22 protein-coding genes and 1 pseudogene are annotated in these 26,927 nt (G+C 38.0%); 2 read left to right on the forward strand and 21 right to left on the reverse strand.

Annotated features, from left to right (window positions below; genetic code table 11):
• Positions 1-43: 43 nt before the first annotated feature.
• The 13 genes and pseudogenes from exaC to ACFO3P_RS14405 form a co-directional block, all read right to left on the reverse strand.
• On the reverse strand, positions 44-1,564 hold the full coding sequence (exaC, locus tag ACFO3P_RS14345; protein WP_042530156.1) for an acetaldehyde dehydrogenase ExaC: 1,521 nt from the start codon (positions 1,562-1,564) through the stop codon (positions 44-46).
• Positions 1,565-1,867: 303 nt separating this feature from the next.
• A complete protein-coding gene (locus tag ACFO3P_RS14350) occupies positions 1,868-2,050 on the reverse strand; it encodes a cold-shock protein (RefSeq protein WP_040978795.1) in 183 nt (60 codons plus the stop codon).
• A 318-nt stretch (positions 2,051-2,368) separates the two neighbouring features.
• A complete protein-coding gene (locus tag ACFO3P_RS14355; RefSeq protein ID WP_052484911.1) occupies positions 2,369-3,106 on the reverse strand; it encodes a Cof-type HAD-IIB family hydrolase in 738 nt (245 codons plus the stop codon).
• A gap of 265 nt (positions 3,107-3,371) precedes the next feature.
• Positions 3,372-3,740: pseudogene (locus ACFO3P_RS14360) on the reverse strand (helix-turn-helix domain-containing protein); the annotation flags it as partial.
• A gap of 317 nt (positions 3,741-4,057) precedes the next feature.
• Positions 4,058-4,546, reverse strand: coding sequence for a chemotaxis protein CheW (locus tag ACFO3P_RS14365; protein WP_042530151.1), 489 nt, complete (start codon positions 4,544-4,546; stop codon positions 4,058-4,060).
• A 28-nt stretch (positions 4,547-4,574) separates the two neighbouring features.
• Positions 4,575-6,665 (reverse strand): chemotaxis protein CheA, encoded by a 2,091-nt coding sequence (locus tag ACFO3P_RS14370; RefSeq protein WP_379542460.1) that lies wholly within the window; start codon positions 6,663-6,665, stop codon positions 4,575-4,577.
• A 17-nt stretch (positions 6,666-6,682) separates the two neighbouring features.
• Complete coding sequence (gene motB, locus ACFO3P_RS14375; RefSeq protein ID WP_042530147.1) at positions 6,683-7,510, reverse strand: flagellar motor protein MotB; 828 nt, start codon at positions 7,508-7,510, stop codon at positions 6,683-6,685.
• Positions 7,503-8,288, reverse strand: a complete 786-nt coding sequence (gene motA, locus ACFO3P_RS14380; RefSeq protein ID WP_042530145.1) for a flagellar motor stator protein MotA — start codon at positions 8,286-8,288, stop codon at positions 7,503-7,505. Before motA ends, motB begins: the two co-directional genes overlap by 8 nt.
• A gap of 166 nt (positions 8,289-8,454) precedes the next feature.
• On the reverse strand, positions 8,455-10,110 hold the full coding sequence (locus tag ACFO3P_RS14385) for a glycoside hydrolase family 13 protein (RefSeq protein ID WP_379542461.1): 1,656 nt from the start codon (positions 10,108-10,110) through the stop codon (positions 8,455-8,457).
• Between the two features lie 455 nt (positions 10,111-10,565).
• Complete coding sequence (locus ACFO3P_RS14390) at positions 10,566-11,585, reverse strand: LacI family DNA-binding transcriptional regulator (protein ID WP_379542467.1); 1,020 nt, start codon at positions 11,583-11,585, stop codon at positions 10,566-10,568.
• A gap of 86 nt (positions 11,586-11,671) precedes the next feature.
• Positions 11,672-12,511, reverse strand: a complete 840-nt coding sequence (locus ACFO3P_RS14395; RefSeq protein ID WP_193064268.1) for a sugar ABC transporter permease — start codon at positions 12,509-12,511, stop codon at positions 11,672-11,674.
• Positions 12,511-13,818 (reverse strand): sugar ABC transporter permease, encoded by a 1,308-nt coding sequence (locus ACFO3P_RS14400; RefSeq protein ID WP_042530140.1) that lies wholly within the window; start codon positions 13,816-13,818, stop codon positions 12,511-12,513. The genes ACFO3P_RS14395 and ACFO3P_RS14400 overlap by 1 nt, the downstream gene beginning before the upstream one ends.
• Positions 13,819-13,916: 98 nt before the next feature.
• On the reverse strand, positions 13,917-15,185 hold the full coding sequence (locus ACFO3P_RS14405) for a sugar ABC transporter substrate-binding protein (RefSeq protein ID WP_256704991.1): 1,269 nt from the start codon (positions 15,183-15,185) through the stop codon (positions 13,917-13,919).
• Between the two features lie 326 nt (positions 15,186-15,511).
• Between ACFO3P_RS14405 and ACFO3P_RS14410 the strand changes: the two genes are divergently transcribed.
• Positions 15,512-17,272, forward strand: a complete 1,761-nt coding sequence (locus tag ACFO3P_RS14410) for a glycoside hydrolase family 13 protein (protein WP_379542462.1) — start codon at positions 15,512-15,514, stop codon at positions 17,270-17,272.
• A gap of 283 nt (positions 17,273-17,555) precedes the next feature.
• Here the strand turns inward: ACFO3P_RS14410 and ACFO3P_RS14415 are convergent, their stop codons facing one another.
• The 4 genes from ACFO3P_RS14415 to ACFO3P_RS14430 are packed head-to-tail and all read right to left on the reverse strand — an operon-like array spanning position 17,556 to position 21,345.
• Entirely contained in the window at positions 17,556-18,524 is a 969-nt protein-coding gene (locus ACFO3P_RS14415; protein WP_042530134.1) for a sugar phosphate isomerase/epimerase family protein, read from the reverse strand.
• A gap of 16 nt (positions 18,525-18,540) precedes the next feature.
• Positions 18,541-19,575 carry a Gfo/Idh/MocA family protein gene (locus tag ACFO3P_RS14420; RefSeq protein ID WP_042530131.1) on the reverse strand — a complete coding sequence of 345 codons (1,035 nt, stop codon included), beginning with the start codon at positions 19,573-19,575 and terminating at the stop codon, positions 18,541-18,543.
• 6 nt (positions 19,576-19,581) lie between these two features.
• Positions 19,582-20,610, reverse strand: a complete 1,029-nt coding sequence (locus ACFO3P_RS14425; protein ID WP_368901338.1) for a Gfo/Idh/MocA family protein — start codon at positions 20,608-20,610, stop codon at positions 19,582-19,584.
• Between the two features lie 27 nt (positions 20,611-20,637).
• Positions 20,638-21,345 carry a ThuA domain-containing protein gene (locus tag ACFO3P_RS14430; protein ID WP_042530128.1) on the reverse strand — a complete coding sequence of 236 codons (708 nt, stop codon included), beginning with the start codon at positions 21,343-21,345 and terminating at the stop codon, positions 20,638-20,640.
• A 192-nt stretch (positions 21,346-21,537) separates the two neighbouring features.
• Between ACFO3P_RS14430 and ACFO3P_RS14435 the strand changes: the two genes are divergently transcribed.
• Positions 21,538-22,311 (forward strand): AraC family transcriptional regulator, encoded by a 774-nt coding sequence (locus ACFO3P_RS14435; protein ID WP_042530125.1) that lies wholly within the window; start codon positions 21,538-21,540, stop codon positions 22,309-22,311.
• Between the two features lie 334 nt (positions 22,312-22,645).
• Here the strand turns inward: ACFO3P_RS14435 and ACFO3P_RS14440 are convergent, their stop codons facing one another.
• From ACFO3P_RS14440 to ACFO3P_RS14455, 4 genes are read right to left on the reverse strand one after another with little or no spacing between them, the layout of a single operon-like run.
• Positions 22,646-23,764, reverse strand: coding sequence for a glycoside hydrolase family 172 protein (locus ACFO3P_RS14440; protein WP_256704995.1), 1,119 nt, complete (start codon positions 23,762-23,764; stop codon positions 22,646-22,648).
• A 27-nt stretch (positions 23,765-23,791) separates the two neighbouring features.
• On the reverse strand, positions 23,792-24,616 hold the full coding sequence (locus ACFO3P_RS14445; protein ID WP_042530121.1) for a carbohydrate ABC transporter permease: 825 nt from the start codon (positions 24,614-24,616) through the stop codon (positions 23,792-23,794).
• A 3-nt stretch (positions 24,617-24,619) separates the two neighbouring features.
• A complete protein-coding gene (locus tag ACFO3P_RS14450; RefSeq protein ID WP_332094399.1) occupies positions 24,620-25,552 on the reverse strand; it encodes a carbohydrate ABC transporter permease in 933 nt (310 codons plus the stop codon).
• Between the two features lie 21 nt (positions 25,553-25,573).
• Positions 25,574-26,872 carry an ABC transporter substrate-binding protein gene (locus tag ACFO3P_RS14455; RefSeq protein WP_379542463.1) on the reverse strand — a complete coding sequence of 433 codons (1,299 nt, stop codon included), beginning with the start codon at positions 26,870-26,872 and terminating at the stop codon, positions 25,574-25,576.
• Positions 26,873-26,927 lie beyond the last annotated feature (55 nt).

Consider the following 26,927-nt stretch of genomic DNA (forward strand, 5'->3'; position numbering starts at 1 on the left):
ACCTATGCCTGCCATTTTGCTGTTCCTATAACCTTTTTTTATTTTAAAATAAACCAGCCGGGCCTTCGCTGTAGCTGACCAGTAAGTTCTTTGTCTGTTGATAATGATCCAGCATCATTAAATGATTTTCTCTGCCGATTCCTGATTTTTTATATCCTCCAAATGCGGCATGCGCAGGGTACTGATGATAACAATTGGTCCATACACGCCCGGCCTGAATGCCGCGTCCAAAACGATACGCTGTGTTCATATCACGTGTCCAGATACCAGAACCTAGACCATATAGTGTATCATTTGCGATTTCCAGCGCCTCTTCCTTATCCTTGAATGTAGTTACGGATAATACCGGGCCGAAAATCTCCTCCTGGAAAATACGCATCTTATTATTCCCTTTAAAAATTGTCGGCTGCACATAATACCCGGAAGCCAGTTCCCCGTCAAGCTTATTAACATCCCCACCGACAAGAACTTCTGCACCTTCCTGCTTGCCAATATCGAGATAAGACTTAATTTTTTCAAATTGTTCTTCCGAGGCTTGGGCTCCCATCATCGTCTCTGTATCAAGCGGGTGACCAATTTTAATTTGATTGACACGTTCAATTGCTTTTTCCATAAACCGGTCGTAGATTGATTCATGCACAAGGGCGCGGGACGGACATGTACAAACTTCCCCCTGGTTCAGGGCAAACATGACCATTCCTTCAATTGCTTTATCTACAAAGCTGTCATCCTTATCTAATATGTCTTCAAAAAATATATTCGGTGATTTGCCTCCCAGCTCCAAGGTTACTGGAATTATATTTTCAGACGCATATTGCATAATGAGACGGCCAGTCGTAGTTTCGCCTGTAAATGCAATTTTCGCGATACGGCTGTTTGTGGCAAGCGGCTTCCCTGCTTCTACTCCAAAACCGTTGACAATATTCACCACACCGTCTGGTAACAAGTCCTTGATTAAATCCAACAGCACATGAATCGAAGCCGGTGTCTGTTCAGCAGGCTTCAATACAACGCAGTTTCCGGCAGCCAATGCTGGGGCAAGCTTCCAGGTTGCCATTAATATTGGAAAGTTCCAAGGAATAATTTGACCGACGACTCCTAACGGCTCATGAAAATGGTAAGCAACCGTATCATTATCAATTTGGCTCAGCGTCCCCTCTTGCGCACGAATCGTCCCTGCAAAATAACGGAAATGATCGATTGCCAATGGAATATCTGCTGCCAAGGTCTCCCGGACTGCTTTCCCGTTCTCCCAGCTTTCTGCTACGGCCAGCTTTTCTAAATTCTCTTCCATCCGGTCAGCAATACGATTTAAAATCAGTGCCCGTTCTGCGACAGATGTTTGACCCCACGCATCTTTCGCCTCATATGCTGCATCAATCGCCGCATCCACGTCTTCCTTTGTGGAACGGGCGATTTCACAAAACACTTCACCTGTAATCGGAGTTGTATTCTCAAAGTAGTTTCCCTTTAGCGGCGGCTGATACTTTCCCCCAATGTAATTATCATAACGCTTTTCATAGTTTACAATAGCACCTTCTGTGTTCGGATTAGCATACCTCATTTAAACTCCTCCTTATTGTAAGCGATTACATTTTGATGTGAATAATATATTAATTTGTTATTACAGTATAGCAAATATTATCTTACATTTACAATAATTTCAACTATTAAATTTTTTATGTATGAAAATCCTTTATATTTCGTTTGCAAACTGCTCAGCTATAGGTATTTAAACTTGACTATACCACCATATTGAAAATATGCTTTCTATTTCCTGTTTAACGAACGCGAAGATGCAGCGGATCAAAATCAACCCGCTGCATCTTCGCTTCGTTCTATCCTCAGTAAATTATAGAGATACTATTTACTTCAATTCAGGAATTACTCGAACTTCTTTTGCCATTTCAGATTGGCATAAAGGGCAGCTCGGCTCAGCTTCAAAACTAAACGATTCTCTCATCCATCCTTGACAATCTTCTTGAGTGCATGACCAGACGTTTGTTTCCACCTCTGGCACTGGTTCCTTAGGTCCACGCGAAAAAGACATTATAGCATCTCCCTTCCTTATATACAGTATACGCTAAAACTTGAAAGAGTGAAACTTTTGAGCATAACAACTTTTCATACTTTTTTCAAATATTGTACCTTTATTTCCATAAATTCATGTGTCAGCTTCTTCTTATAGCTTGTACTACTTTCCATTTTGATATACTGTTTAAAAGCGAAATGCTCTATTTTTATTATATGCGCTGAATAGCTATATATGATAAAAAGATTCATATATACAAAAAAGAATCAGACAGCTTTTTGTATACTGCCCAATTCCTTTTGTATTCCCATACATGAAACATATGGATATCATCAATTATTTCAATGCAAATTTTTCAATTGCTTTACCGACACCGTCTTCCAGATTACTGTCTGTTACAGCATTAGCTGCTTCTTTTATTTTTTCTTGCGCATTGCCCATCGCAACACCTACACCTACTTGCTGAATCATTTTCAAATCGTTCAGACTGTCACCGACTGCCATAATTTCTTCCATGGAAATCCCGGTACGATCGCAAAGAAAGGATAATGCATTTGCTTTGCTTACACCTTCAGGGTTAATTTCAATATTTGTCGGCAAAGAGTTTGTTATTTCTAAACCCTCCAGCTCCTTTAACCTATCTTTAACTTCCTGCAGTCTATCCAGATCCTCTGAAGCACATCCGAATTTAAGCCATTGATAATCTTGTATATTTACTGTTTCATCCCCTTGAAATACTCCTTCCGTAGAAATCATCCATCTGTGTACCCCTGCTTCTTCGGTATATTGCTGCAGTTTTTCTACTGTTTCATTAGCCAACAGTTTCTGCTGGAGCAATTCTTTTTCCATTGTCCACACCTGGCCGCCGTTAGCTGTAATCATAAATGTCTGTAATTTTAACTCTTCTGCATAAGGATAGCATGTATCAATTCCCCGTCCAGTACTTAGTACCACTTGGATACCTTGACGCAATGCCTCCTGGATGGCTTCCTTATTACGCTTTGATACCTCAAGCGCCGGATTTAACAATGTTCCATCCATATCCAAGGCAATTAACTTCACCGATTTTGTCATTTTATTCATACCTCATTTCTCTGTTATCTTGTTTAAGTATACTGGAAACCCGGATGCTTTTACTACTAAAACGCAGCTTGGCGCATCCATTAGATTTTGAACTACCCCCGCTTATCCACCTTATAAGTTGCTTGAAGTGGGAGATTCCTAAGAACACCAACCTACCGGTCAGTTATGGATTAGGCTATCCCCGCAGTCCCTGCGGTTAATCGCAATGCTTCTTTACGAAGATTCCTGCTTGCGTTCCTATCTCTTTGGTGATGGCATTGACATGTTTCGTGGTATAGGATTGAACAGAATTCTTTTTTGATTTAAAACGAGGTGCCTTATTCTGTTTCTTATAATAGCGCGGATAGGAATCATTCACGTTTTCCACCGCTTTTTGAAGGGCAATACTATCGACTTCTTTGAAGAAGGGATAGGTTTTCTTTAATTCCCGAACTGCTTTGATTGCCTTATTTTTATTGAAAAATTCGCTCTTCCAATTATTTTGAAGAAGCTGTCCGTGTTGTATCATTTCATTCACCGTATGCCAATAGTGGTCTTTTTGTTTTCCTGTAAAATAGTTGTAGACAAAGCGGGAGCAGCCGATTGTCTTATGGATGAAGGTGATTTGTTTTTTGTTCGGATAGATACGAAAACAAAATGCTTTTTTACTTTCATAGCTTCTTACCTCTCCTGTCTATTATATCAGAAAAAGGATGTTTTTTTGGAACGTTTGTTCGATTCCATATTGGACAGTTTAGACACTCAAAAGCAATCTTTTGTGCATGGGAGATTCGTCTCCCCCTTACCTCTACGCGCTTGAAGAGGGAGTTTTCTCTCGTTTTTTTATAAAAAACTGCTGTTTCTACAAATTATCCTATTATATTTCCCAGGAAATACTCTGTTTCTCGTTTTCAAAAAGAAAACACCTAATCAGATATTTCTAATTAAGTGCTTTCTAAACAGCTAGCTTTCGATAGTTTTCCCAGATTCATCTATATCATTGATGATTTCCTGAAGCTGATTTTTTTCGGTGAATTGAATAATCTGCTCCAAATCTAACAGTAAAATAAGTTCATCGTCAATCGTTGCTACACCTAATAAAAAGGTATCTTTTATCTCACCGACAAGCTTAGGGGCAGACTTAATGAAGGAAGCTGGTATATCCTTTACCTCTGTCGCCTGATCCACAACCATCCCAATTTGCATCTCATCAACTTGTACAACGAGCGTTCTGGTCTGGTCTGTGATATCAACACCGCCTAGATTCAATCTTTCCCGTAAATCAATAATAGGGGTCATTACTCCCCGCATTTCCGTAACACCTTTCATAAAACCAGGAGTACGAGGTATTTCTGTTAGAGATAATGCCCGCTCTATGGAAACGATTTGCTGCACATGAACAGCAAAGGTCTGTTCTTTTAATCTGAATATAATATGTTTCTCTGTATCCATTTACTTTCCCCCTTTCTTTAAATGCACTTTAATCAATCAGCGCATTAGGATCAATAATCAAAGCGACCTCACCATCACCTAATATGGTTGCTCCTGATACGGCAAATACTTCTCCAAGATAATTCCCTAGCGATTTTAATACAACTTCCTGCTGACCAATCAGTTCATCGACAATTAATCCCAGCAGTTTTTCTCCCTTTTTGATGATTACAGTAGAATAACGATCTGCTTCCGTATCATAATCAGGAACCTTTAGTACCTTACCTAAAGACAAGACAGGTATAATTTTGCCACGATAATCGATAACATCTGCTCCTTGCGCACACATAATCTTTTCTTTAGGAAGCATAATCGTCTCTAAAATAGAAGTTAATGGAATCGCTAATGTTTCCTTCTTAACATGGACAAGCATGGTAGTAATAATCGATAAGGTCAAAGGCAGCTGGATGGAAAAGGTGCTTCCTTTCCCTGTCATAGTTGTTACGGAAATTTTACCGCCTAATGCTTCGATTTTATTTTTTACAACATCTAAGCCAACACCGCGTCCCGATACATCGGAAATCGTATCAGCTGTACTGAATCCTGAACTCATAATTAACGCTGCAACTTGATCATCGGTTAACTCTTCGGCTTCCTGTGGTGTAATAATATTGTTTTCAATCGCTTTTTCCGATACTTTTTCGCGGTTGATTCCCGCACCATCATCTTCTATTTCGACAAAAACATGATTTCCGCTGTGGTAAGCACGTAATACGAGCTTGCCTTCCTCCGGCTTATTGTTCGCAATCCGCTTCTCCGGCCTTTCAATTCCATGATCACAAGAATTACGAATCAGATGGACCAGCGGATCCCCAATTTCGTCAATGACCGTGCGATCTACTTCTGTTTCTGCACCTTTTATTTCCAGGGCAATTTTTTTATTTAAATCTTTGGATAATTGACGGATCATTCTTGGAAAACGGTTGAAAACCTGCTCGATTGGAACCATTCGCATCGCCAGAATCAGCGATTGCATATCCGAACTTACTCTGCTTAAATGCTCTACAGTCTCTCTTAAATCACTATTGTCTATTGAGGAAACAAGCACCTCAAGTCGGCTTCTATCAATCACAACCTCTTCAAATAAGTTTAAAAGATTATCAATCTTATCGAGATTTACCCGGATATTCTTAGAAGCAGTTTTCTTTCCGTTATTTTGTGCAGCCTCTTTATTTTTCGACACTTCTGCCTTTGTTTCAGACTTCTTCGCTGGTACCTCTGTCACCTTTTCACTGACCGTTTTTTTATTTGCTTGCACGATTTCTTTCTCTGCTGTTTTTTCCTCTGTCTGTTCCTCCGTATCCGAAGCCGTTTCATCCGTTTCGATCACATGTGCTTCAACCGTTTCCACTTCTGATACATTTTTCACTGCTTCCACCAAGGCGTCCGGCTCTTGGTCTGTCAAAAATAAAAGTGTAAATCCTGAATCAAATGTCCCTTCCTCAATCTCTTCTACAGTCGGGGAAGTACGGATAATTTCTCCCAAGTTCTCTAATACTTCAAACACCATAAATGCCCGGGCGCCTTTTAAAATACAGCTCGCTTCAAACGTTACTTTTAAATCATAGGGGGGCATCCCTTGTTCTTTGGCCTGCTGAACAACCGTGAACTGAAATTCATCTAAATCGGATGCTTTGAAATAATTTCCTGTATCTTTCTTTTCTTCCACTGCTGCTGCAGCTGCTGATTCAGAAATACCTTCTCCTTTTTCAATTGCTTCCAGTTTTTTCACATGTTCACTGACATCTTTTTTACCGTCTCCTCCGTTTCGCACAGAATCAACCATATCTTCCAAATCATCAATAGACATAAATAACGTATCGATGATTTCCGTGTTTGTCATTAATTCTTCATTACGAATCAGGTCCAGAACGTTCTCCATTTTATGCGTCAGAGAGGCAATATCTTCATACCCCATTGTTGCTGCCATCCCTTTTAGCGTATGGGCAGAGCGGAATATCTCATGTACATATTCCAAGTTAGAAGGATCTTCTTCTAATTTCAATATAAAATCATTGATTGACTGTAAATGCTCCTGGCTTTCATCTAAGAAAATATCCAAATATTGTTGCGTATCCATAAGATTTCCCCTCTATTCTAATCTTCATTTGTTTCATCCGGAACATTGATCTCATAATTAGGTAAAACCAGAACTTCTACACGTCTGTTCCTTGCTCTGTCTTCTTCTGTATCATTAGGAAAAGCCGGTTCAAATTCTCCATACCCCTTCACGCTAAACAGTGTCGGATCAAGATCATCATTTTGCATCAAAATCTGCATAAAATTCATTGCCCGTGTCACGCTCAATTCCCAATTTGATTCAAAATCTGCGTTATGAATTGGAACATCATCGGCATGGCCGCTGATAACGACCTGATGCGGAGGCTCTGTATGCAGGATTTGAGAAACATCTTCTGCAACCTGTATTCCTTCTTGTTTGACCACTGCACTTCCAGAATCAAACAGAATATCATTGCGCATGGTCACCAGCAGCCCTTCTCCTGTTAAAGTTGTTCCAAATTCTTCAGTAAGACCTGCTTCTTCAATATATATATTAATTTCTTCCTCGACCTGTCTAAGCCTGAGAAGCTCCTGTTCTCCTTCTATATCAGCTTCGTCAGCTGTCTCCTCTTCGCTTCCTTCTTCATCATCTGTGCCCTCTTCCATATAATCTCCTTCGTCCCGACCTTCTTTCATACTGGGCGGAATTGGTTCCGACTCGTAATCTAACAGTCCTGTCCCTGATCCGGATGATAATTCATCACGAAAGACATTAGCAAGCTGGAAATATCTTTCCACATTGACATCACTGGAAGCAAATAAAACTATAAATAAGGCTACTAATAAGGTTAATAAATCAGAATAAGGAAGCAGCCAAGATTCATCTACATGTGATTGTTTTTTCTTTCTTTTTCTTCTAGCCATCGCTATCCCTCTTCTGCAGTTCTGCCAGCTCTTTGGAAGAAAGTAAAGATCCTAATTTTTCCTGCACAATTAAACGGGAATCGCCTGTTGTAATAGACAAGACGCCTTCCACAATTAATTCTTTTTGCAGTACTTCCCGCTTCGATTTTTCACGCAATTTATTAGCGAATGGGTGCCATAAAACATAACCTGTGAAAATCCCCAGCAAGGTCGCCACAAAGGCTGCTGAAATGGCATGTCCCAATGCGTCAATGTCAGACATATCAGCGAGTGCTGCAATCAATCCGATTACTGCACCAAGTACTCCCAGTGTCGGAGCATATGTACCAGCTTGTGAAAATATAGCAGCACCTTCTTCATGCCGCTGCTCCATCGCTTCTATCTTTTCAATCATGACATCTTTGATAAAATCCGGTGATTGTCCATCAATGGCTAATTGCAAACCAGACGAAAGAAAGGGGTCATCTACTTCATTTACTTGGTTCTCTAAAGAAAGAAGCCCTTCTTTACGCGTTTGATCTGCCCAATCCATGAATAAGACAATAAGCTCTTTTGAATCAGTTTGTTTCTCTTCAAAAAATAATTTCTTAAATAATGCCGGGACTTTCTTCAGCGCACTTCCCGGGAAGGCAATCGTAACTGCTGCAACTGTCCCTAACAGAATGATAAGAAATGCTGCCGGCTCAAGCAATGCAGCTAAGTCTGCTCCTTTTAATACCATCCCTACGCCGATAGCAATTAGTCCTAATATTAATCCTATGACTGATGATTTATCCATATGTATCCTCCCGTTTTCCATTGTACCTACTTTTAATATCGGTAAAATTCATAAATTATGAAGTCCCTTGGAAGGTAAATTTCGCATGAATCGACAAGTATTTTACAAATGATTGATTAATCTAAAGAAAAACAGGCTGTGCAAATCAGCACAAACCTGTTTTTCTTTAGTCTACTTGATAGATGACAGCTTGATAAGGTTTGAGTTTTCCCAGCGCTGCCTCTTCGTAATTGTTGATTAGCAATTTTAAGTTTTTATCCTTTAATTTCTCCGGTAATTCATATTCCGTTGCTTTCCCAAAGACATTCACCAAAATAATCCACTTATCTTCTTGATATGTTCGCGTATATGCATATATATCCGGATGTTCCGCTATCATTAGATTATAATTTCCATAGATGAGTCCCTGCTCTTGTTTCCGTAATGCAATCAGCCGTTTATAAAAATTCAAAATTGAATCGGCACGGTCTTGCTGTTCCTCTACATTGATAGCTGTATAATTTGGGTTTACTTTCATCCACGGTGCTCCTGTTGTAAAACCGCCATTTGCTTCATTGTTCCACTGCATTGGTGTACGGGAATGGTCTCGGCTTGTCTTAGCTAATGCAGCCAATATTTGCTCTTTCGGAACGCCTTTTTCCAGCTGCTCCTTATAAAAATTCTTTGAATCAACGGCATCATATTCCTCGATTGATTCAAATGGCGCATTCGTCATTCCAATTTCCTGTCCCTGATAAATAAATGGCGTTCCCTGCATCATAAAATATAGTACAGCGAAAGCTTTTGCCGAAGCTGCATGATACTTTTCCGGGTCTCCCCAGCTGGAAACAGAACGCGGCTGATCATGATTTTCTAAAAATAATGCATTCCAACCGACTTTCTCCAGACCCTTCTGCCATGTGGTAAACACATCCTTCAGTTCTTCTAAATCAAGCCCTTCCCCTGTTTCACGTCCCCAAAGATTGAGATGGTCAAATTGGAAAATCATATCAAATACCCCATGCTTTTCACCAACCCAGTCATCTGCCTGTGAAAGTTTCACGCCGTTAGCTTCCCCAACAGTCATAATGTCATAGTGATCCAGCGTTGCTTTTTTAAACTCCTGAAGGAATTCATGGATGCCCTCCTGATTCATATGTCCTTTAAAGGAAGGAACGTATTTTTTCTTTTTCGGGTTCGGCATATCTGGAAAGCTGGGTTTCTTTTTAATATGCGAGATTGCATCCACACGAAAGCCGTCAATTCCTTTATCCAGCCACCAGTTGACCATTTTGTATAAATCATTCCGGACTGCTTCATTTTCCCAATTTAAATCGGGCTGTTTTTTAGAAAAGATATGCATAAAGTATTCTTTTGTCTGCTCATCATATTTCCAGGCTGAGCCTCCAAAAATAGATTCCCAGTTATTTGGTTCTTCTCCATTCTTTTTCCCTGGATGCCAAATATAATAATCGCGGTATGGATTATTCTTCGATGACCTCGACTCGATAAACCAAGGATGTTCGTCAGAGGTATGATTAATCACTAAATCCATAATCAGACGCATGCCTTTTTGATGTGTTTTTTCAAGAAGCTCGTCAAAGTCCGCCATTGTCCCAAACTCTTTGGCAATCGCTTGATAATTGCTGATATCATAGCCATTATCATCATTAGGAGATTGATAGACAGGGCTTACCCAGATAACATCGATCCCTAAGTCCTTTAAATAATCTAATTTAGAGATAATGCCTTGAATATCGCCGATTCCATCTCCATTAGAATCCATAAAGCTTCTTGGGTAAATTTGATACGCTGTTGCTTCTTTCCACCATTTTTTATTCATTTTTCGACTTCCTTTCTTCGATCGCTGTGTAGGTTATTCGCTTAAACTAAAATAAGTCTATAGTGTTATAATAACATTAATAAACATATAAAAAGACTCTATAAAACAGAAAAATCAAACTCATCAAAAAAAATAACGATTACACTTATCATAATCGTTATTAATCGGAAAAACAGCCAAATACTATATATAGCGACACCTATTTAATTGGCAATACTAATTAATATTCAATTAAGACATGAATAAAATAGTATAGGTTCTATTTGATACTATTTTATTTGATATTTTGTCCATAAATTTAATCAGATATATTAAAAGATAATTTCATTTATTTTTTAAACTGGTTTTCACACTCAAAATAAACACTTTTCATCTGTTCAAATCGTTATAATAACAATATAAAGCATATTTACAAAGAAATGAAAAGTTCTATTAAAATTAAAATTTATATTTTTTCACTTTTTTAAACGAACAGATTCACGGTAAACAATATCGTGTGGAATTATAATCCTTTTTTTAGTTAGCTTCTGATTCATGCACATCTTAATAATTGCTTTTGCTGACTCTACACCTAGCTGATAAATTTGAATATCAACAGTTGTCAACGCTGGTTTTATAATCTCTGAAAAATAAATATTATTGAAACTAGCCAACGAGATATCTTCAGGAACTTTAAGTCCATATTCCTCTAACATGCTAATAACACCAACACTAATTAAGTCATCACTTACAACTATTGCATCCGGCTTAACTTCAAGTTTTAAAATTTGTTCCACAGCTTCTCTGCCGCCAGACTTTAAAAATTCTGTATGAAGCGCATATTCTTTTAGTACAGGAATCGCAGCTTCCTTCAAAGCCATTTCATAACCCTTTTGCCGATCAATAGTTACAACAAGATCAGCTGCTCCTCCAATAAAGGAAATACGTCTGTGCCCATTTTCTATTAAATACGCGGTAATATCTTTTCCTGCTTTTATGTTGTCGTTATCTACATGAACAATTTCATTTTTATACTCTAAAGGTTTTCCTACTATCACAAACGGAAAATCTTTCTCTTTTAAGAAATCTATAATTGGATCATTTAAACGGGAATAAAGTAAAATTATTCCGTCCACATACTTCCCTAAAACCATTCTTTCAACTTCTTTAAACTTTTCTTGCTCTGTTTGGCCAGTTGATAAAAGTATTGAAAATTGTTCTTGATGAAAGTAAGAACCTATTCCTCTTAAAACCTCTGCAAAAAATGGATTTTGCAGAGATTTATCTGCGGAGGAAGGCATAATGACACCAATTGTCTTTGTAGACTGTACAACTAAATTTCTTGCGGTTAGGTTAGGATGATAACCTAAATCTTGCATTGCTTTTCTAACTTTTTGCTTTGTCTTCTCGCTAATCCTCGAATTATTTGCAATCACTCTTGATACGGTGGATGGAGAACATCCGGTAGCCTTTGCTATATCCTTAATAGTAACAATTTTTATCACCCTCTAATTAGCTGGTTTATACAAATTTAGATTAAAACATTATATATAATATCCTTTCTTATATTTTAACCTATACCCTAGCCTTTTGTACCGCCTGAAGCCAAACCAGAAATTAAGAATCGTTGCAAGAACAAATAAATTGTTGCAATTGGTACAGCAATTAATACAGAACCTGCTGCAAATCTAGTAAAATTATTAGCAAACTGATCATTAATAAAATTATACAACCCTACAGCTAATGTATAATTCTCTTCACTGGATAACACAATAGAAGGAAGTAAGAAATCAAATAATGGAGCCATAAAATTAAATAAAGCAACCACTGCTAGAATTGGTTTTGCTAGTGGTAAAAGAATACTCCAAAAAATCCTAATAGGTCCTGCTCCATCGATTTTAGCGGCTTCATCCAATTCCTTTGGAATCGTATCAAAATACCCTTTTACAAGCCAGGCATTAAATGGTATTTGTCCTCCTAAATAAATTAAAATTAACCCTGTTAAAGAATCTAATAATCCAATCATATTTAAGAAAATGTATAGTGCTACCATCGCCATCATTACAGGGAACATTTGTAAAAGCAAAAAGATGTATAGCCCATTTTTACGTCCTACAAATTTAAACCTTGAAAAAGCATAAGCAACAAATGCTGTCAAAACAACACTTCCAATAGCGTTGGCAAAAGCAACAATTAACGAATTTTTATACCATAATAGATAATCACTTTCCGGACTGAATAGCCATTGATAATGTTCCAATGAAAAATTATCTGGAATAATACTAGAAGAATACAGACTTGTACCCTGATTCAGTGACATACCAATTGTCCAAAGAAGCGGATAAAAAATAACAACGGCAACAACTGCCAATATGAGATAAATAGCAGTTAATTCTAGCTTCGATTTTAATTTTGAATTCATTAAATGTCACCTTCTTCTTTAAAGGATCTTGTTCTACGGAATTGGTAAAAAGCAAATCCCGATACAATCAATCCCATAATAATTGAAATAACAGCTGCCATTGAGTAATTATTTGTATCAAAAGTTAATTTATATACCCAAGATATCAGAATATCCGTTCCACCAGCATTCTGTCCTCGTACAGCAGGACCGCCTTCATTAAATAAATAAATGACGTTAAAATTATTAAAGTTTTGAGCATATTGCATGATCAATAATGGCGCAGTTGCAAACATAACATGAGGAAACGTAATATTTTTGAATTTTTGAATCCGTGAAGCCCCATCAATATCTGCTGCTTCGTACCAATCTTTTGAAATACTTTGTAGTATCCCTGTAAATAGTGCAAAAATAAATGGAAAACCGAGCCATGTTTGTACCATAATAATAGCTACCCGACTATAGAGCGGGTCACTCAGCCAAGCCACCCCATCCCCGCCAAATAAAGGAATAATAATATCTCGGTTAATCGCTCCAAAATCATCATTAAACATCGCAGCAAATACAAGAATGGTCACAAACGCTGGAACAGCCCATGGCAAAATTAAAATTGTCCTAATTAATTTTTTAAATTTTAGTCTTTCATCATTTACCAATACTGCTAGAAAGAAACCTAAAGCAATCTGTAACGTTGTAGCAACTACCGTCCAGACAATGGTCCAGACAAATACACTGAAAAAGGTTTCTTGCCAAATTGGAACAGTAAATAAGTTTTTGAAGTTATCCAAACCGACCCAGTCTACTAAGTTCCGTGGCGGGGAATGGTATAAATCATAATTTGTGAATGCTAATAACAGAGAAAACAATAAAGGAAAAATAACAACAAAAATCATTAAGAATAAACCTGGAAAAGTAATAATATAAGGGAACGAATAGTCATAAACTTCTTTAATAACTTGTTTAAAACTTAATGGTACCCATCCCCTTTTTATTTTTTGGGCTTGTTTTCTGGCATCGAGCACATTAAACACATAAAGTGTAATTGCTATCACTGTAACAATTAAAGACAATACTCCTAATACCAGTAATCGAATGGAATGGTCAACCCCTGGGATAGTACCTAATGTACGTAAACCCCAAAGGCCGTAATTTATCGCCTCTAAAAATGCAAATAGAAATGCTCCTTCGATAACAATAAAGATAGCTCCTTTAATGTATCTGCGGTTATATAACTGACCTAACCCTGCAAATAATATGGAAAGTATAGTAGCAATAGCAGGGTTATGTTTTTGAAAATTCTTTTTTGGCTTTTTTTCTGGAGTAGTCAACCTTCCCCCTCCTTCAACTTTAAGTTAATGTACATAATAAAACCTCTTTTACATGCAGTTTGTTTAAATTAAAAAGAGGAGCTTATCTCCTCTTTTAATTATTCTCCTCCGCCTGCAGATTGTATATTATTATTAATCTGATCTACAGCTTCTTCTAACACTTCTTGGGCATCTTGCCCTTCAGCCAGGAATTGTAATGCATTTTGCATCGGTTCCCACACTTGAGCCATTTCTGGGGAACTCGGCATTGGGACGCCAAACTCGATTTGTTCAGCAAAGTCTGCATACATCGGATCTTCGATATTATTTAAAGCCTCTTCATTCGGAGGTAACTCTCCTGCAATATCATAATAAGTTTGTTGGTTCTCTTCATTTGTAATAAACATTGCTAAATCTTGAGCCCAATCCTTATTATCTGAATAATATGAAACCATCCAAGATTTAACACCTACAAATGTGGCGCTTGGCTCATTATTTATTTGTGGAAAAGGAGCAAATCCTAAATCATCACCTAAAGCGTTTTCATAAACTGGAATACTCCATGGTCCATTTATAACTGCACCTATTTTCCCTTCCGTAAACAATCCGTCAATTACATCTGCATTTGTACCTGCGGGGATTTTCCCAGATCCAAAAAATTCTTGATAAAATTCTCCGCCTTCAATTGCACCATCATTTGCTAAACCTACATCTGTCACATCATAGTCACCAGCTTCTCCACCAAAGATATAACCGCCATAGTTTACTAAGAATGGATAAGCAAAATAGAAATCATTTGGTCTCATCAAAAATCCGTATTCGTCATTAGAAGCATCCGTATGTTCTTCAAGAATGTCTAACACATCTTCCATTGTTTCTGGAGCTTCACCCACTATACTTGTATTATAAAAAATACCATATGTTTCAATAACTGCAGGTAATCCATATATATCTGTTTCATCATCATAAGTATAAGTTACAGCGTCTACTGCTGCATCTACATATCTATTTAATTCATCATCGGTAACATCAAGAGGTTCTGCTAGTCCTTGCGCAACAATATTTCCAATTTGGTCATGCGGTTGATAGAACAAATCTGGCCCATTCCCTTCAGGTCCAGCTAATGATAACTGCTGTAATTGCTCAACCATTGGTTGTCCTTCTACCCTAACTGAAATGCCTTCCTGCTCTTCGTACCTCTCTACAATCTCATTAATGGCTTCCATTTGCTCATCTTGATCATTCATCCAAATCACTAGTTCTTCTGGTTTTTCTTCTTCTCCGCCAGCACTTTCTTCTCCAGGTTCTTCTCTGTCAGGTGCACATGCTCCTAAAATTAGAACAAACAAAAAAGAAACTAATGCAAAGAAACGAACTTTCCCTCTCATATTCCCAACTCCTTTTTTTATTCCACATTTGCGCAAACGTTTGCACAAATATTCTAGAGTTAATACTAATCTATTATTTATTTTTTTGCAAGGGGTTTCAAAAAATATTTTTTTGTTGAATGGAGAAGTGTTAGAAAAATAGTCATTTTTTCCAATAGAAAAATTTCTATTATATTTTCCTCTTGACTTATGACAGACTTTTTGCCAATAATAGATTTAACTACTTCATGTTTCACTAAAAATTTAAGGGCAATGCTTTGTCATAACAACAACCCCTGTTTTCTTAACCAGAAAGCAGGGGTTGTTTATTTTTAAGGAGGAGTTCCATGTTAAAAGAAGCCATATATCATAGACCGAAAGGGAATTTTGCTTACGCTTACAAAGAGAAAACATTGCATATTCGGCTGAAGACGAAGAAAAAAGATGCAAACAAAGTAAGCTTGATTTACGGTGATCCCTATGATTGGAAGAAGAAAAAATGGACTTATAAGAAAAAGCCGATGTCTATTTCCGCTTCAGATGACTTATTTGATTACTGGTTCATTGAACTTGATGTGCCTACGAGACGCTTAAGATATGGTTTTGAAATAAGCGATGGGAAGAATACATTAATTTATACAGAAAAAGGGTTTTATCCAAATATAGAAACTGACGATATATCCTACTATTTTTGTTTTCCATTCATCAATCCAATTGATATTTTTAAAACACCTGATTGGGTGAAAGAGACAGTGTGGTATCAAATTTTCCCGGACCGGTTTGCAAATGGAAATAAGAAAAATGATCCGGAGAAGGTTTTGCCCTGGGCTAGTGAAGCACCTGCCTTAGACAACTTTTTTGGCGGGGATTTTGAAGGTATCATTAACAATTTGGATTACTTAACTGATTTGGGAATAAACGGGATCTATCTGACTCCTATTTTTAAAGCATATTCCAACCACAAATACGATACCATTGACTATATGGAAATTGATCCGCAATTCGGAGACAAAGAAACGTTTAAAAAGCTTGTGGATGAATGTCATCAAAGAGGAATACGTGTGATGCTGGATGCTGTTTTTAATCATAGCGGTCTGTACTTTGGTCCTTTTCAGGATGTGCTGGAAAATCAGGAGAAATCGAAATACAAAGATTGGTTTCATCTGCATGAATTCCCGGTAAAGGATGTCTATCCACCTAACTATGATACATTCGGATATGTTGAAACGATGCCAAAACTAAACACAGAGAACCCGGAAGTCCGTTCTTACTTTTTAGATGTTGCCGCATACTGGATTGAAGAATTTGATATTGACGGCTGGCGTCTGGATGTAGCAAATGAAGTAGATCATTCCTTCTGGAAAGCATTCCGCAAGAAAGTTAAATCAATTAAACCTGACTTATATATTCTTGGAGAAATATGGCATGATGCACTCCCATGGTTGGAAGGAGACCAGTTTGATGCAGTCATGAACTATCCGTTTACCTTGGCAGGTTTAGATTATATTGCCAAAGAAAAGATTGACACTAAACAATTTGCTGACCGATTATCCAAATCTTATGCTTCTTATATGGAAAACAGTAATGAAGTGGCCTTTAACTTGCTCGACAGTCATGATACTCCTAGAGTTTTGACAGAATGCGGCGGGGATGTTAAAAAGGTTCGTCTATTGTATGCTCTGTTATTCTCTTTCCCTGGCACACCTTGTGTGTATTATGGCGATGAAATTGGTATGACTGGAGGAGAAGATCCCGAATGCAGAAAATGCATGGTATGGGATGAGGAGAATCAAAATACCTCTCTAAAAAACTTTATTAAACAATTTATTCAACTGCGCTTTACTGAAAAAGCATTTACACAAGGGAAGCTATCTATTATTCAGCCAAAAAAAGATGACTATTATTTTCATTTTATCCGAACGGTTGAAGACAGCTCTATTCACTTTTTTATAAACTCTGCGAATCAACCGACTGAGGTATCACTTGACTGTACTTCTACTAATCACGTTTTTAATCTATGGAATCAAAAGAAAATGCCAATTGAAAATAATAGTTTACGCATAGAAGTGCCAGCTAATGATTTCCTTATTTTAAAATTACAAAATTAGTATTATCTAATGATAGAATATATTTTTTAATTTCTTTCACCGGGTGTTATTTAAAATAAATAGTAAAAATAAGGGCTTAAATTTTTTTCATTACGAAATTATATAGAGTAAAAGTAACTGAAAGATATCTGTAATGAAAATGGAAATGTATTAGGATTTGCATTAATGACAATAGACCGCAGAAGGCATATTATTTTTATAAGATATAAAAAAGGAATTTCACATAACATGCGAAATTCCTTTTTTTCTATTTTTAGCTAGTTATATTCTCAGTGTTTTTGTCTTAAGCCCACCACATAGAAGCTGGAGGCTCCACGATATTCACCTGTTTTAAGTTCTTCACTGCAGCTTGAAAACCTTCTTCAACCGACATAATCGGATCTTCATGCTCTATACTAATCACATAATCATAGCCATATGTCCGAAGCGCACTCACAATATTCGACCATTCCTGAATACTATGGCCATACCCTACGGAACGAAAAGTCCAGGCACGTGTCTGCACTTCTCCATAAGGCTGCATATCAGTCAGCCCGTACATATTCACATTATCCTGGTCAATATACGTATCCTTAGCATGGAAATGATGAATGGCACCAGCTTTTCCAAGAATCTTGATTGCTGCTACCGGATCAATTCCCTGCCACCATAAATGACTCGGATCCAGGTTCGCCCCAATGGCATTATTTGTTGCTTCCCGCAGTTTTAGCATCGTATGCGGTGTATGGACGAGAAAACCGGCATGCAGCTCCAATCCTACTTTGACACCATGGTCTTCTGCAAATTGTCCCTGCTCTTTCCAATACGGAATCAATTTTTCTTCCCATTGCCATTTTAAGATATCGGCGTATTCCGTCGGCCAAGGGGTTACCGGCCAATTAGGATATTTCGAATCTTCATGGGAGCCCGGTGTACCTGAAAATGTATTAACAACCGGAACATCCAGCATCTCTGCCAAACGCACTGTTTTGATGAATGTATCATGGCTGGCTTTTGCCTGAGCTTTATTTGGAGAAACAGGATTATCATGACAGCTGAATGCGCTGATGGTTAATCCGCGTGATTCAATCTTATCTTTAAATTCTTTTCGCTTCTCACTGCTTTCCAATAATTCATCGATTTGACAATGCGCTGTACCGGGATTACCGCCTGTCCCTATTTCTACCGTATCCAGTCCAGCACCTTTCACATAATCAAGCATGTCTTCCAGCTTTTTATCTGCAAATAAAACCGTAAATACACCTAATTTCATTTTTCTCAGCCTCCCTTTAATTAATCGAGATACTTTTTCCCTGTTCACTGCTTTCATAAATGGCATCAATGACCTTCGTTACCTGCAGCGCATCCTCTGGACTGCTTTTCAATGTATCTTTCCCCAAGCAGGCATCGACAAAATTCTGTGCCTGTAAAAGGGCCGCTTCCTGTTGATCTTCCTTCGTATCGGCATGTGTCTCCACCATTCTATGATACTTCGGCTGATAGAATTCATAAGGAAAGACATTTACCCCTCCATTTTCGCCGGATATCGAGATATGTGTTTTATCCGCTTTGATATTTGCGGCCCAGGAGCATTCAAATAGCAGGGTGCTTCCATCATCAAAACGGATGTAGGCACTCACATGGTCATCGACGTCAATCGCTTCATGATCATAGCTTCCCCAGTCGTTAACCTGATCTGGCTGCTTACTTAAACACTGATAGGTTTGAGCATTGACCTCTATTGGTTTCGAAGGGGAAACAAGCCAAAGGGCTGTATCAAGTAAATGGCATCCCCAGTCAATTAAGCTTCCTCCGCCTTGAAGCTGTTTGTTTATAAATACACCCCAGCCTGGGACCTTTCTTTGCCGCATGGCTTGCACGCGCGTAACAATAGGTGCTCCCACTTCCGGCATCGACTCTTTTGCCAGCATCACAGAATCTACAAAACGATAATGATATCCAACCATTAATAGTTTATTATTTGCTTCTGCCGCTTCCAGCATGCGCTTTCCTTCATCTGCATTCATTGCCATTGGTTTCTCACATAAAACATGAACCCCTTGATTTAAGGCAGCAACTGCTATTGATTCATGAAATTTATTTGGTGTGCAGATGGTCACCGCATCTACGTGCTTGAACATGTCCAAATAATTTTCATATACATGAGGAATCGCATATTTTTCCGCTACTTCCTTCGCGCGGACCAAGTTAACATCCTGTACACCTGTTATTTCTACTTTATCACTTAATGACTGATAAACAGGGATATGGCGGTTTTCCGCTATTCCCCCTGCTCCAATCAGTCCCATTTTCAAACGCTTCATGATTTGTCACTTCTCCAAGGAATAGATTCTTTTTGTTTCAACGGATTCTAATGCTGCTAAAATAATAGCGAGCGATTTCTTTCCTTCTTCACCGTCGATCAAAGGTGTTGTATCATTTTGAATGGAATCAATAAAATGATCAATGACATGTGTCGTTGTCTGGCCGCCTTCATCATTGGACTGAATGGCGCCCAGCTCGTATTTTACTGTTTCGCCATTCGTATATTGAACAACTAAAGAGTACGTCGGGTCATCTTCTAAACGTAATGTAGCTTTCTCTCCGTAAATAATGGTGGAATTATCTTCTTTCGCTGTATAAGCCCAGCTGGCAGCTAATGTCCCAATCGTGCCTTTTTCTGATTTAAGTATCAGCGTCGCGTTATCATCTACATCTGCATTTTCTTTCGCACTGGTTTCCACGAACGCACCAACTTCTACAAATTCATCCTGTAATAAATAACGGACTAAATCAGCTTTATGCACGCCTAAATCTCCCATTGCCCCAATAAATGCTTCGTCTTTTTTAAAGAACCAGCTATCTTTGCCATCTGCACTCCATCCTTCTGGTCCGCCATGTCCAAATGTGGTACGGAAGCTGTAAACCTTGCCAACCGCTCCAGATGCAATCAGTTCTCTGGCTTTTTGATGCGAGTTGACAAAACGCTGATTATGTCCGATCATTAATTTCTTTCCACTTTGCTGTGCCGCTTCAATCATCTGATCTGCCTCTTCTGCAGAGGTTGCCATCGGCTTTTCACAAAGCACATGCTTTCCGGCATTCAGTGCATCCACACTGACAGGTGCATGTAAGTAATTTGGCAGACAAACGCTGACAGCATCAATGTCATCTTGTTTCAACAGTTCCTTATAATCTGTATATGCCTTTGCTTCATATTTAACCGCTGCTTCTTCTGCCCGTTCCCCGACGATATCGCACACTGCCGTGATTTCCACATGTTTATTTGCTGCATATTCCGGCAGATGGCGATGCTTTGCTATACTTCCGCATCCGATAACCGCTATTTTCAAACTCATTTTACCGCTTCCTCTCTCTATCTTGATTTATTTTTCAATCGGCTGATAATTGCCATACGTATGCTTTGGAGTATCTTGATTCTTAGCCCATTCTACTGCATTTTTGATTACTTGCTGGACCTCAGCCTGATGATACGTCGGATAGGTTTCATGGCCAGGACGGAAATAGAATATCTTCCCTCTGCCGCGTTTAAATGTTGCTCCGCTGCGGAAGACCTCTCCGCCGGTAAACCAACTGACAAAAACCAATTCATCTGGAGCAGGAATATCAAAATGCTCTCCATACATTTCTTCTTTTTCAATTTCAAAATATTCGCCGATTCCTTTGGCAATGGGATGAGATGGATCTACATTCCATACACGCTCTGTATCATCCGATTCACGCCATTTTAAATCACAGCCTGTCCCCATCAGTGATTTAAAGATTTTAGAGAAATGGCCGGAGTGAAGAACAATTAATCCCATTCCTTCTAATACACGCTGTTTTACGCGTTCCACAATGTCATCCTGTACTTCCCCATGCGCCATATGCCCCCACCAAACCAGGACTTCTGTGTTATTCAGCACTTCTTCTGTTAATCCATGCTCTGGTTCGTCTAATGTCGCTGTTGTTACGTCATGCCCTGCTTCTGTTAAAAAGCCGGCGATTGCGCCATGGATACCTTTTGGGTAAATGGATGCAACGGTTTCATTTGTTTTTTCGTGACGATTTTCATTCCATACAGTTATATTCATTCCTGTACCTCCTAGTTGTCTTATTTGCGTAAAGTAACGATTAATAAATCCAATAGAGAGAAAAACAGATCACAAGGATATAATCGCTTTCATTTACAGATAATCTAATTATTATCATAAAGGATATTCTATCAATTTAACATAAATGATATAATGAAAACATGAACTATTTAATTATAAAAGGAGAAAAATATGAGAGTCAGCTTTTGCGGTTATTCCTATCATAACCAATTATTTCACACGATGCATAAATCTCGTTACGCCTCTTATCTGTTTCGATTACAGATCGAAGGTAAAGCGAAAATTAAAGTAAACAATGAAACACATCATATTGAAAAAGGCGATTTATTAATTGTCAAACCCGGGGAAACCTATGAACTGCATGTAGCAGAAGGCCAACAAAGCGGTGACTATTGCTTATATTGTGAAGGCGAAGAAGTTGACCAGCTTTTTCGCCACAGGCCAGTACTTTCCAAAATTACGATGGATCACACCGTCTTAAATTTATGGCAATCCCTCTTTATTGAAGAAAGAAGACCGGAAAAAGAAAAGAATAGTAAATTAACTCACTACTTGCTAAGTGCACTTTGTGTTTCTCTAGAACGCTCACTGGATAAAAAATCAACAGACATTAACAGACCTTATATTGTTACAAAGATGATGCGCTATATTGAAGAAAATGCAACCAAACAAGACTTCAAAATAAATGATATTGCAAATTATTGTAATATGAGTGTGTCAAGATGTGTTCACCTTTTCAAGGAATATATTGGACAAACAATGGTGGAATATGCACAATCGATTCGGATTTCTACCGCAATCAATCAGATGAAATATACAACAATGACATTAGAAAATATTGCCCAAAACTGCGGCTTTGGCTCTTATTCGTATTTTCACCGTGTTTTCAAGAAATTTCATCTTGTTTCTCCAAGGGAATATCGTGAGAAAATGTTTGAATCTTAATGGTTGAATAAGCAAGTCAGTAAATTAAAAATTCCAGTGAACCATCCAAAGCTAAATAGAATTTATACCTTTAAACAGCTATATCTGAATTACTTATAACTCTATACCCCTTTGTTGGCTTATAGCAATAGTACCTTTAAGTATTGCAGCCCAGGAAGTCAAAAATTAATAGTTACTTTTAATGAACTATGCTGAAGTTCTATTTTAATGGCAATTAGCAAATCTCTTATCAAAATAATTTCAGTTATGCCGTGAGAGATTAGATTAGAAAACTCTCAATAAAGAGAAACTTCCTTGTTTTGTGCTAAGAAGTTTCTCTTTTTATCCCTGTATCTTATCTTGGTCGTCTCTCTTTTGTTTCTGGGAATTTAGGAAACGGCTGATGCGGCATTGTTTGATACCAATATGCAACTGATGAAATATCATCTGCACGTTCAAACAATTTAATATCATCATTACCTATTTGTTGAAGCGTCACTGTCAATTTTTCATCAAAACGTATTGGATCCGGTAAATGCCAACGATACAGTCCATGCATTGGCAACGCATCTCTTCCGAATCCATGCGTCGGAATACTATCTTTAGTTGGAAAATTATCCCTTGTATGATCCTCCGTAGATTGAAAAGCATAACCTAAAAACGGTGTATTATAAGTGGATGATCGAATAACTCCATCTTTATGTTTTTTATGAAAAGCCCAAGCTCCGCCAAAATAATCTTCGGTACCTGTGCCGCAAATAGTCGGATATTTTTCATCATCATCAATATAGAATTTAAATTCTCCTTCGCCCCACCAATAACGCTCCAGTGCAGTTAAAGCAAGATAGGTTCCAACATAATGCCCCTTTCCTTCAATATTCCTGACTACCGTATAATCTTTTGCTTCCTTCGTATATTTTTCTCGACGCCATTGTGCATGAAAATATGCTGTATCATCGTCTATTTCGTCTTCTACGGTATAATTAATAGTGTAGAAGAAAGCATCAATATCTCCCTCGTGTTCATTTGTTATTTCGATACGTGCTTTTTTCCTAAATGGCATTGGAAAATAACAATTCATTGCTCCGGATGGATTAACTACGATAGGCATAGAATTAATATCACATCGTGTTCCAAAGCCATTACAGAAGAAGTCTCCCAATGGAGTTTCAACAGATGGTGTTTCTTCATTATCCCAATACATCCGCAATACAAGATCTCTTAGTACAAAGCTTCCGTGTATGGTTGCATCTGTCACTGTCATCCAAATATGACGAATAGTTCCCGGCCCCTCTATTTCTGCCAATGTCAAGGTTTCCCCACTCTTTATTTGGATCATCGGGCTCCCTTTTCTGCTTGGTCCTAAATCACTTCCTTCTTTACCACCTTCTCCGGCTGCTCCAGTAGGATTCTCTGGATTAATAGACCTGCTTTTATTCTTTTTTAACTTTTCAATTCCTTCTAGTGTAAACATTTCAAAACTCCCTTTCTATATTATAATTTATCCTTTTATTGCTCCTCCGGTTAGACCGGAAATAATTCCTTTTCTGAATATAACTGTTAATATAACAATTGGTAGCATTGCAATGATTGAACCGGCAAATATGGTGCCGTATGGAATGGAATATGGACCACTGAATAGTGCAATACCAACCGAAACCGTCCGCATTGACGGATCTGAATTTATAATTAATGCCAGGAAGAATTCAATCCATGTTGCAATATAAGTGAAAATCGCTGCTGTAAATAACCCAGGCTTAATTAAGGGAAGGTATATTTTGTAAAAAATAGTAAATACATTTGCTCCATCAACTCTTGCGCTTTCTAGCAACGAAGTCGGAATCTGTACAAAATAATTTCGTAACAACCAAACTGCGAATGGCAAATTAAAAGCTATATAAGGGATTACCAGTCCAGTATATGTGTTCAACAAACCTAAATTATTCAGCATAATATAGACGGCCGGCGCAACGGTAACTGGAGGAAACATCGATAAAATCAACAGTCCAACCATCATTGGATATTTATTCGGTAATGGCAGTTTTGCTATAGCAAAGGCTGCCATACTTGAAAATATTAGTACAATAATTGTTGCAGATACAGATACAATCATACTGTTGAATAAATTTTCTAAAAAACCAAAATCAACTAATGCTTCCCGATAATGATCTAGTGTCCATGTTTCCGGAATTAAACTGGGCGGATAATCCCCCAATTCAGATGCCGGTTTTAAAGACGTAATAACTATCCAATAGAATGGGGCTATAATAATAGCCAAAAAACTAATCAAAACGGCATAACGGCCAGCAGTGGATAATCGTCGCATAGGTTAAGACTCTCCTTTCACAACAGAGCGAATCAGCGGATAAAATGTAATTGACAACATAATAATGAAAAATACAACGCTTACAGAAATCGCTGAACCTAGACCAAAATTCAAATTCTGAAACAATGATTTTTGTGCTAACATTGCAACTGGTTGGGTAGCGTTACCCGGTCCGCCACCTGTTAATACAAACGGTAAATCAAATACCCCAAAAGCTTGTAATAAGCGAAAAATAATAGAAACTGCAATACTACCTTTAATAGCTGGCAACGTAATCTTCCAAAATTGTTGCCAAACATTTGCTCCATCCATGGAGGCAGCTTCATATTGATCCTTTGGAACCATTTGTAATCCTGCTAATAATATAATGACAACAAATGGGGTGGTCTTCCATATTTCTGCAATCATCATGCTGATAACAGCTGTATCGGGAGTCGCCAGCCAAGCAATTGGGCTGTCAATCAGATGTAGTGTTTCCAAAACATAGTTTAATACGCCATAGACAGCATTGTAGATGTATGACCACATCTGACCGGATACGACAGTGATTAACGCCCATGGGATTAACATAACAACCAGAGATACATTTAATAAACGCTTCACTTTATTAATCGCTAGCGCAATTAACAGTCCTAGCACAATTTCAACAGCAACCGTGACAAAAGCAAAATAGAATGTAAACCATATGCTATCCCAATAAACCGGGTTGGTGAAGATATCAATGTAATGCTGCAGCCCAATAAAATCGAATATATACCCGCTGCTTGAGATATCTACATTGCTTAAGCTCATACGAATGGTGTAAAAAATTGGATAGAACATAATCGCTGCAAGCACCAGAAAAGCAGGAAGTACCATTAAATATCCGGGCACGTTTTTTTTCCATGGTCTATGATGCAAGGGTTGTTGATTCACATTTTTAGTTCTATTTGACATGGCTAAACCTCTTTTCTTGTGTTATAATCCAGATTCATTTGCTGATTTTATTTGTTCTTCCATAACTTCCAGTATTTCCTTAACATCTCGATCTCTGACAAACATATCATTCACATTCATATATATACCTTCAGAAATAGCATTATAGTTTGGAGATTTCGGCCTTGGTGTCGGAACTGCTTCTTGATAAATTTCTAATATAGGATATTCCTGAATCATTTCAGGATCTTCCGTAATACTGATATTGGTCGGAATCATATCATGTTTTTCTACAATCAGCCTTTGAGCTTCTTCACCTGTTAAATAATCCATAAAAGCTAAAGATGCTTCTAGGTTCTCTGTATTTGGGTTGATAAACACATTCCATCCGGATTGTGTTGTGTTACTTTCTCCGCCTTCAAAGGCAGGAAGCGGTACTATTCCTACATTTTCACTTATTGCAGAGGTATCCGGATCCTGTAATTGACCATAGTAACTCATCCAATTACGTAAGAAAGCTGCTGATCCTGAACTAAACGTATTCGTTGCTTCATCTTCATGAAAAGTAGCTACTGCATTTGGTGTTGCACCGCTAGTAAACAACTCTTTTACAAAGGATAAAGCTTTTTCTGTTTCCGGTGAGTTAATCACGACATTCTCATCTTCATCTAAGACATCCCCGCCTGCTGCACGTAAATATTCTAAGAAATTTGTCGTTAACCCTTCATAAGAAGCTCCCTGCCAAACGAACCCGTAGTCCACATATCCCTCTTCTTGTAATTGTATGGAGGTTTCTTGCAATTCTTCCCATGTGCTCGGAACAGGCAACCCCGCTTCTTCTAAAATATCCTCGCGATAATAAAGAACGCCGATATTATCATAGAATGGAGCACCATAGATTCCGCCTTCATAAGTAACAGAATCAATCAATGTTTCTGGAAAACGATTCCAAAATTCCTCTGGCATTACATTTGACAAATCCATTGCAATGTTTGCATTCCCAAATTGTGCTGGCCAATTGGAATCCCCGCTGTAAATATCCGGTGTTTCGTTTTGCCCTCCAATTGTGGTCGTATAATAAGTTTGTGATTGATTTGTAGTAGACGGCGCTTCCTCCAACTCAACATTAACGTTTGGGTATTGTTCTTCAAACCCTTCTATTAATTCTTGTCTTAACCCTAATCCAGAAAGGCCTCCGCTTGACCATACAATTGTTCCTTCTGGCTCAGAATAGTCTACAGGTTCCTGCATATCCTCTTCAGAAGAAGCATTCTCATTATTACTACAACCTACTATTAATAAAAGTAGAATAATATTAGAAAAACAAATGATTTTTTTCATTTTCTTCATCCTCCATGAAAAGTTAAACGTTTAACTTTCGAGTTAAAAATTAATA

The sequence above is a fragment of the Oceanobacillus aidingensis genome, assembly GCF_042654105.1.
In the GTDB taxonomy this organism is placed as follows: Bacteria; Bacillota; Bacilli; order Bacillales; family Amphibacillaceae; genus Oceanobacillus; species Oceanobacillus oncorhynchi.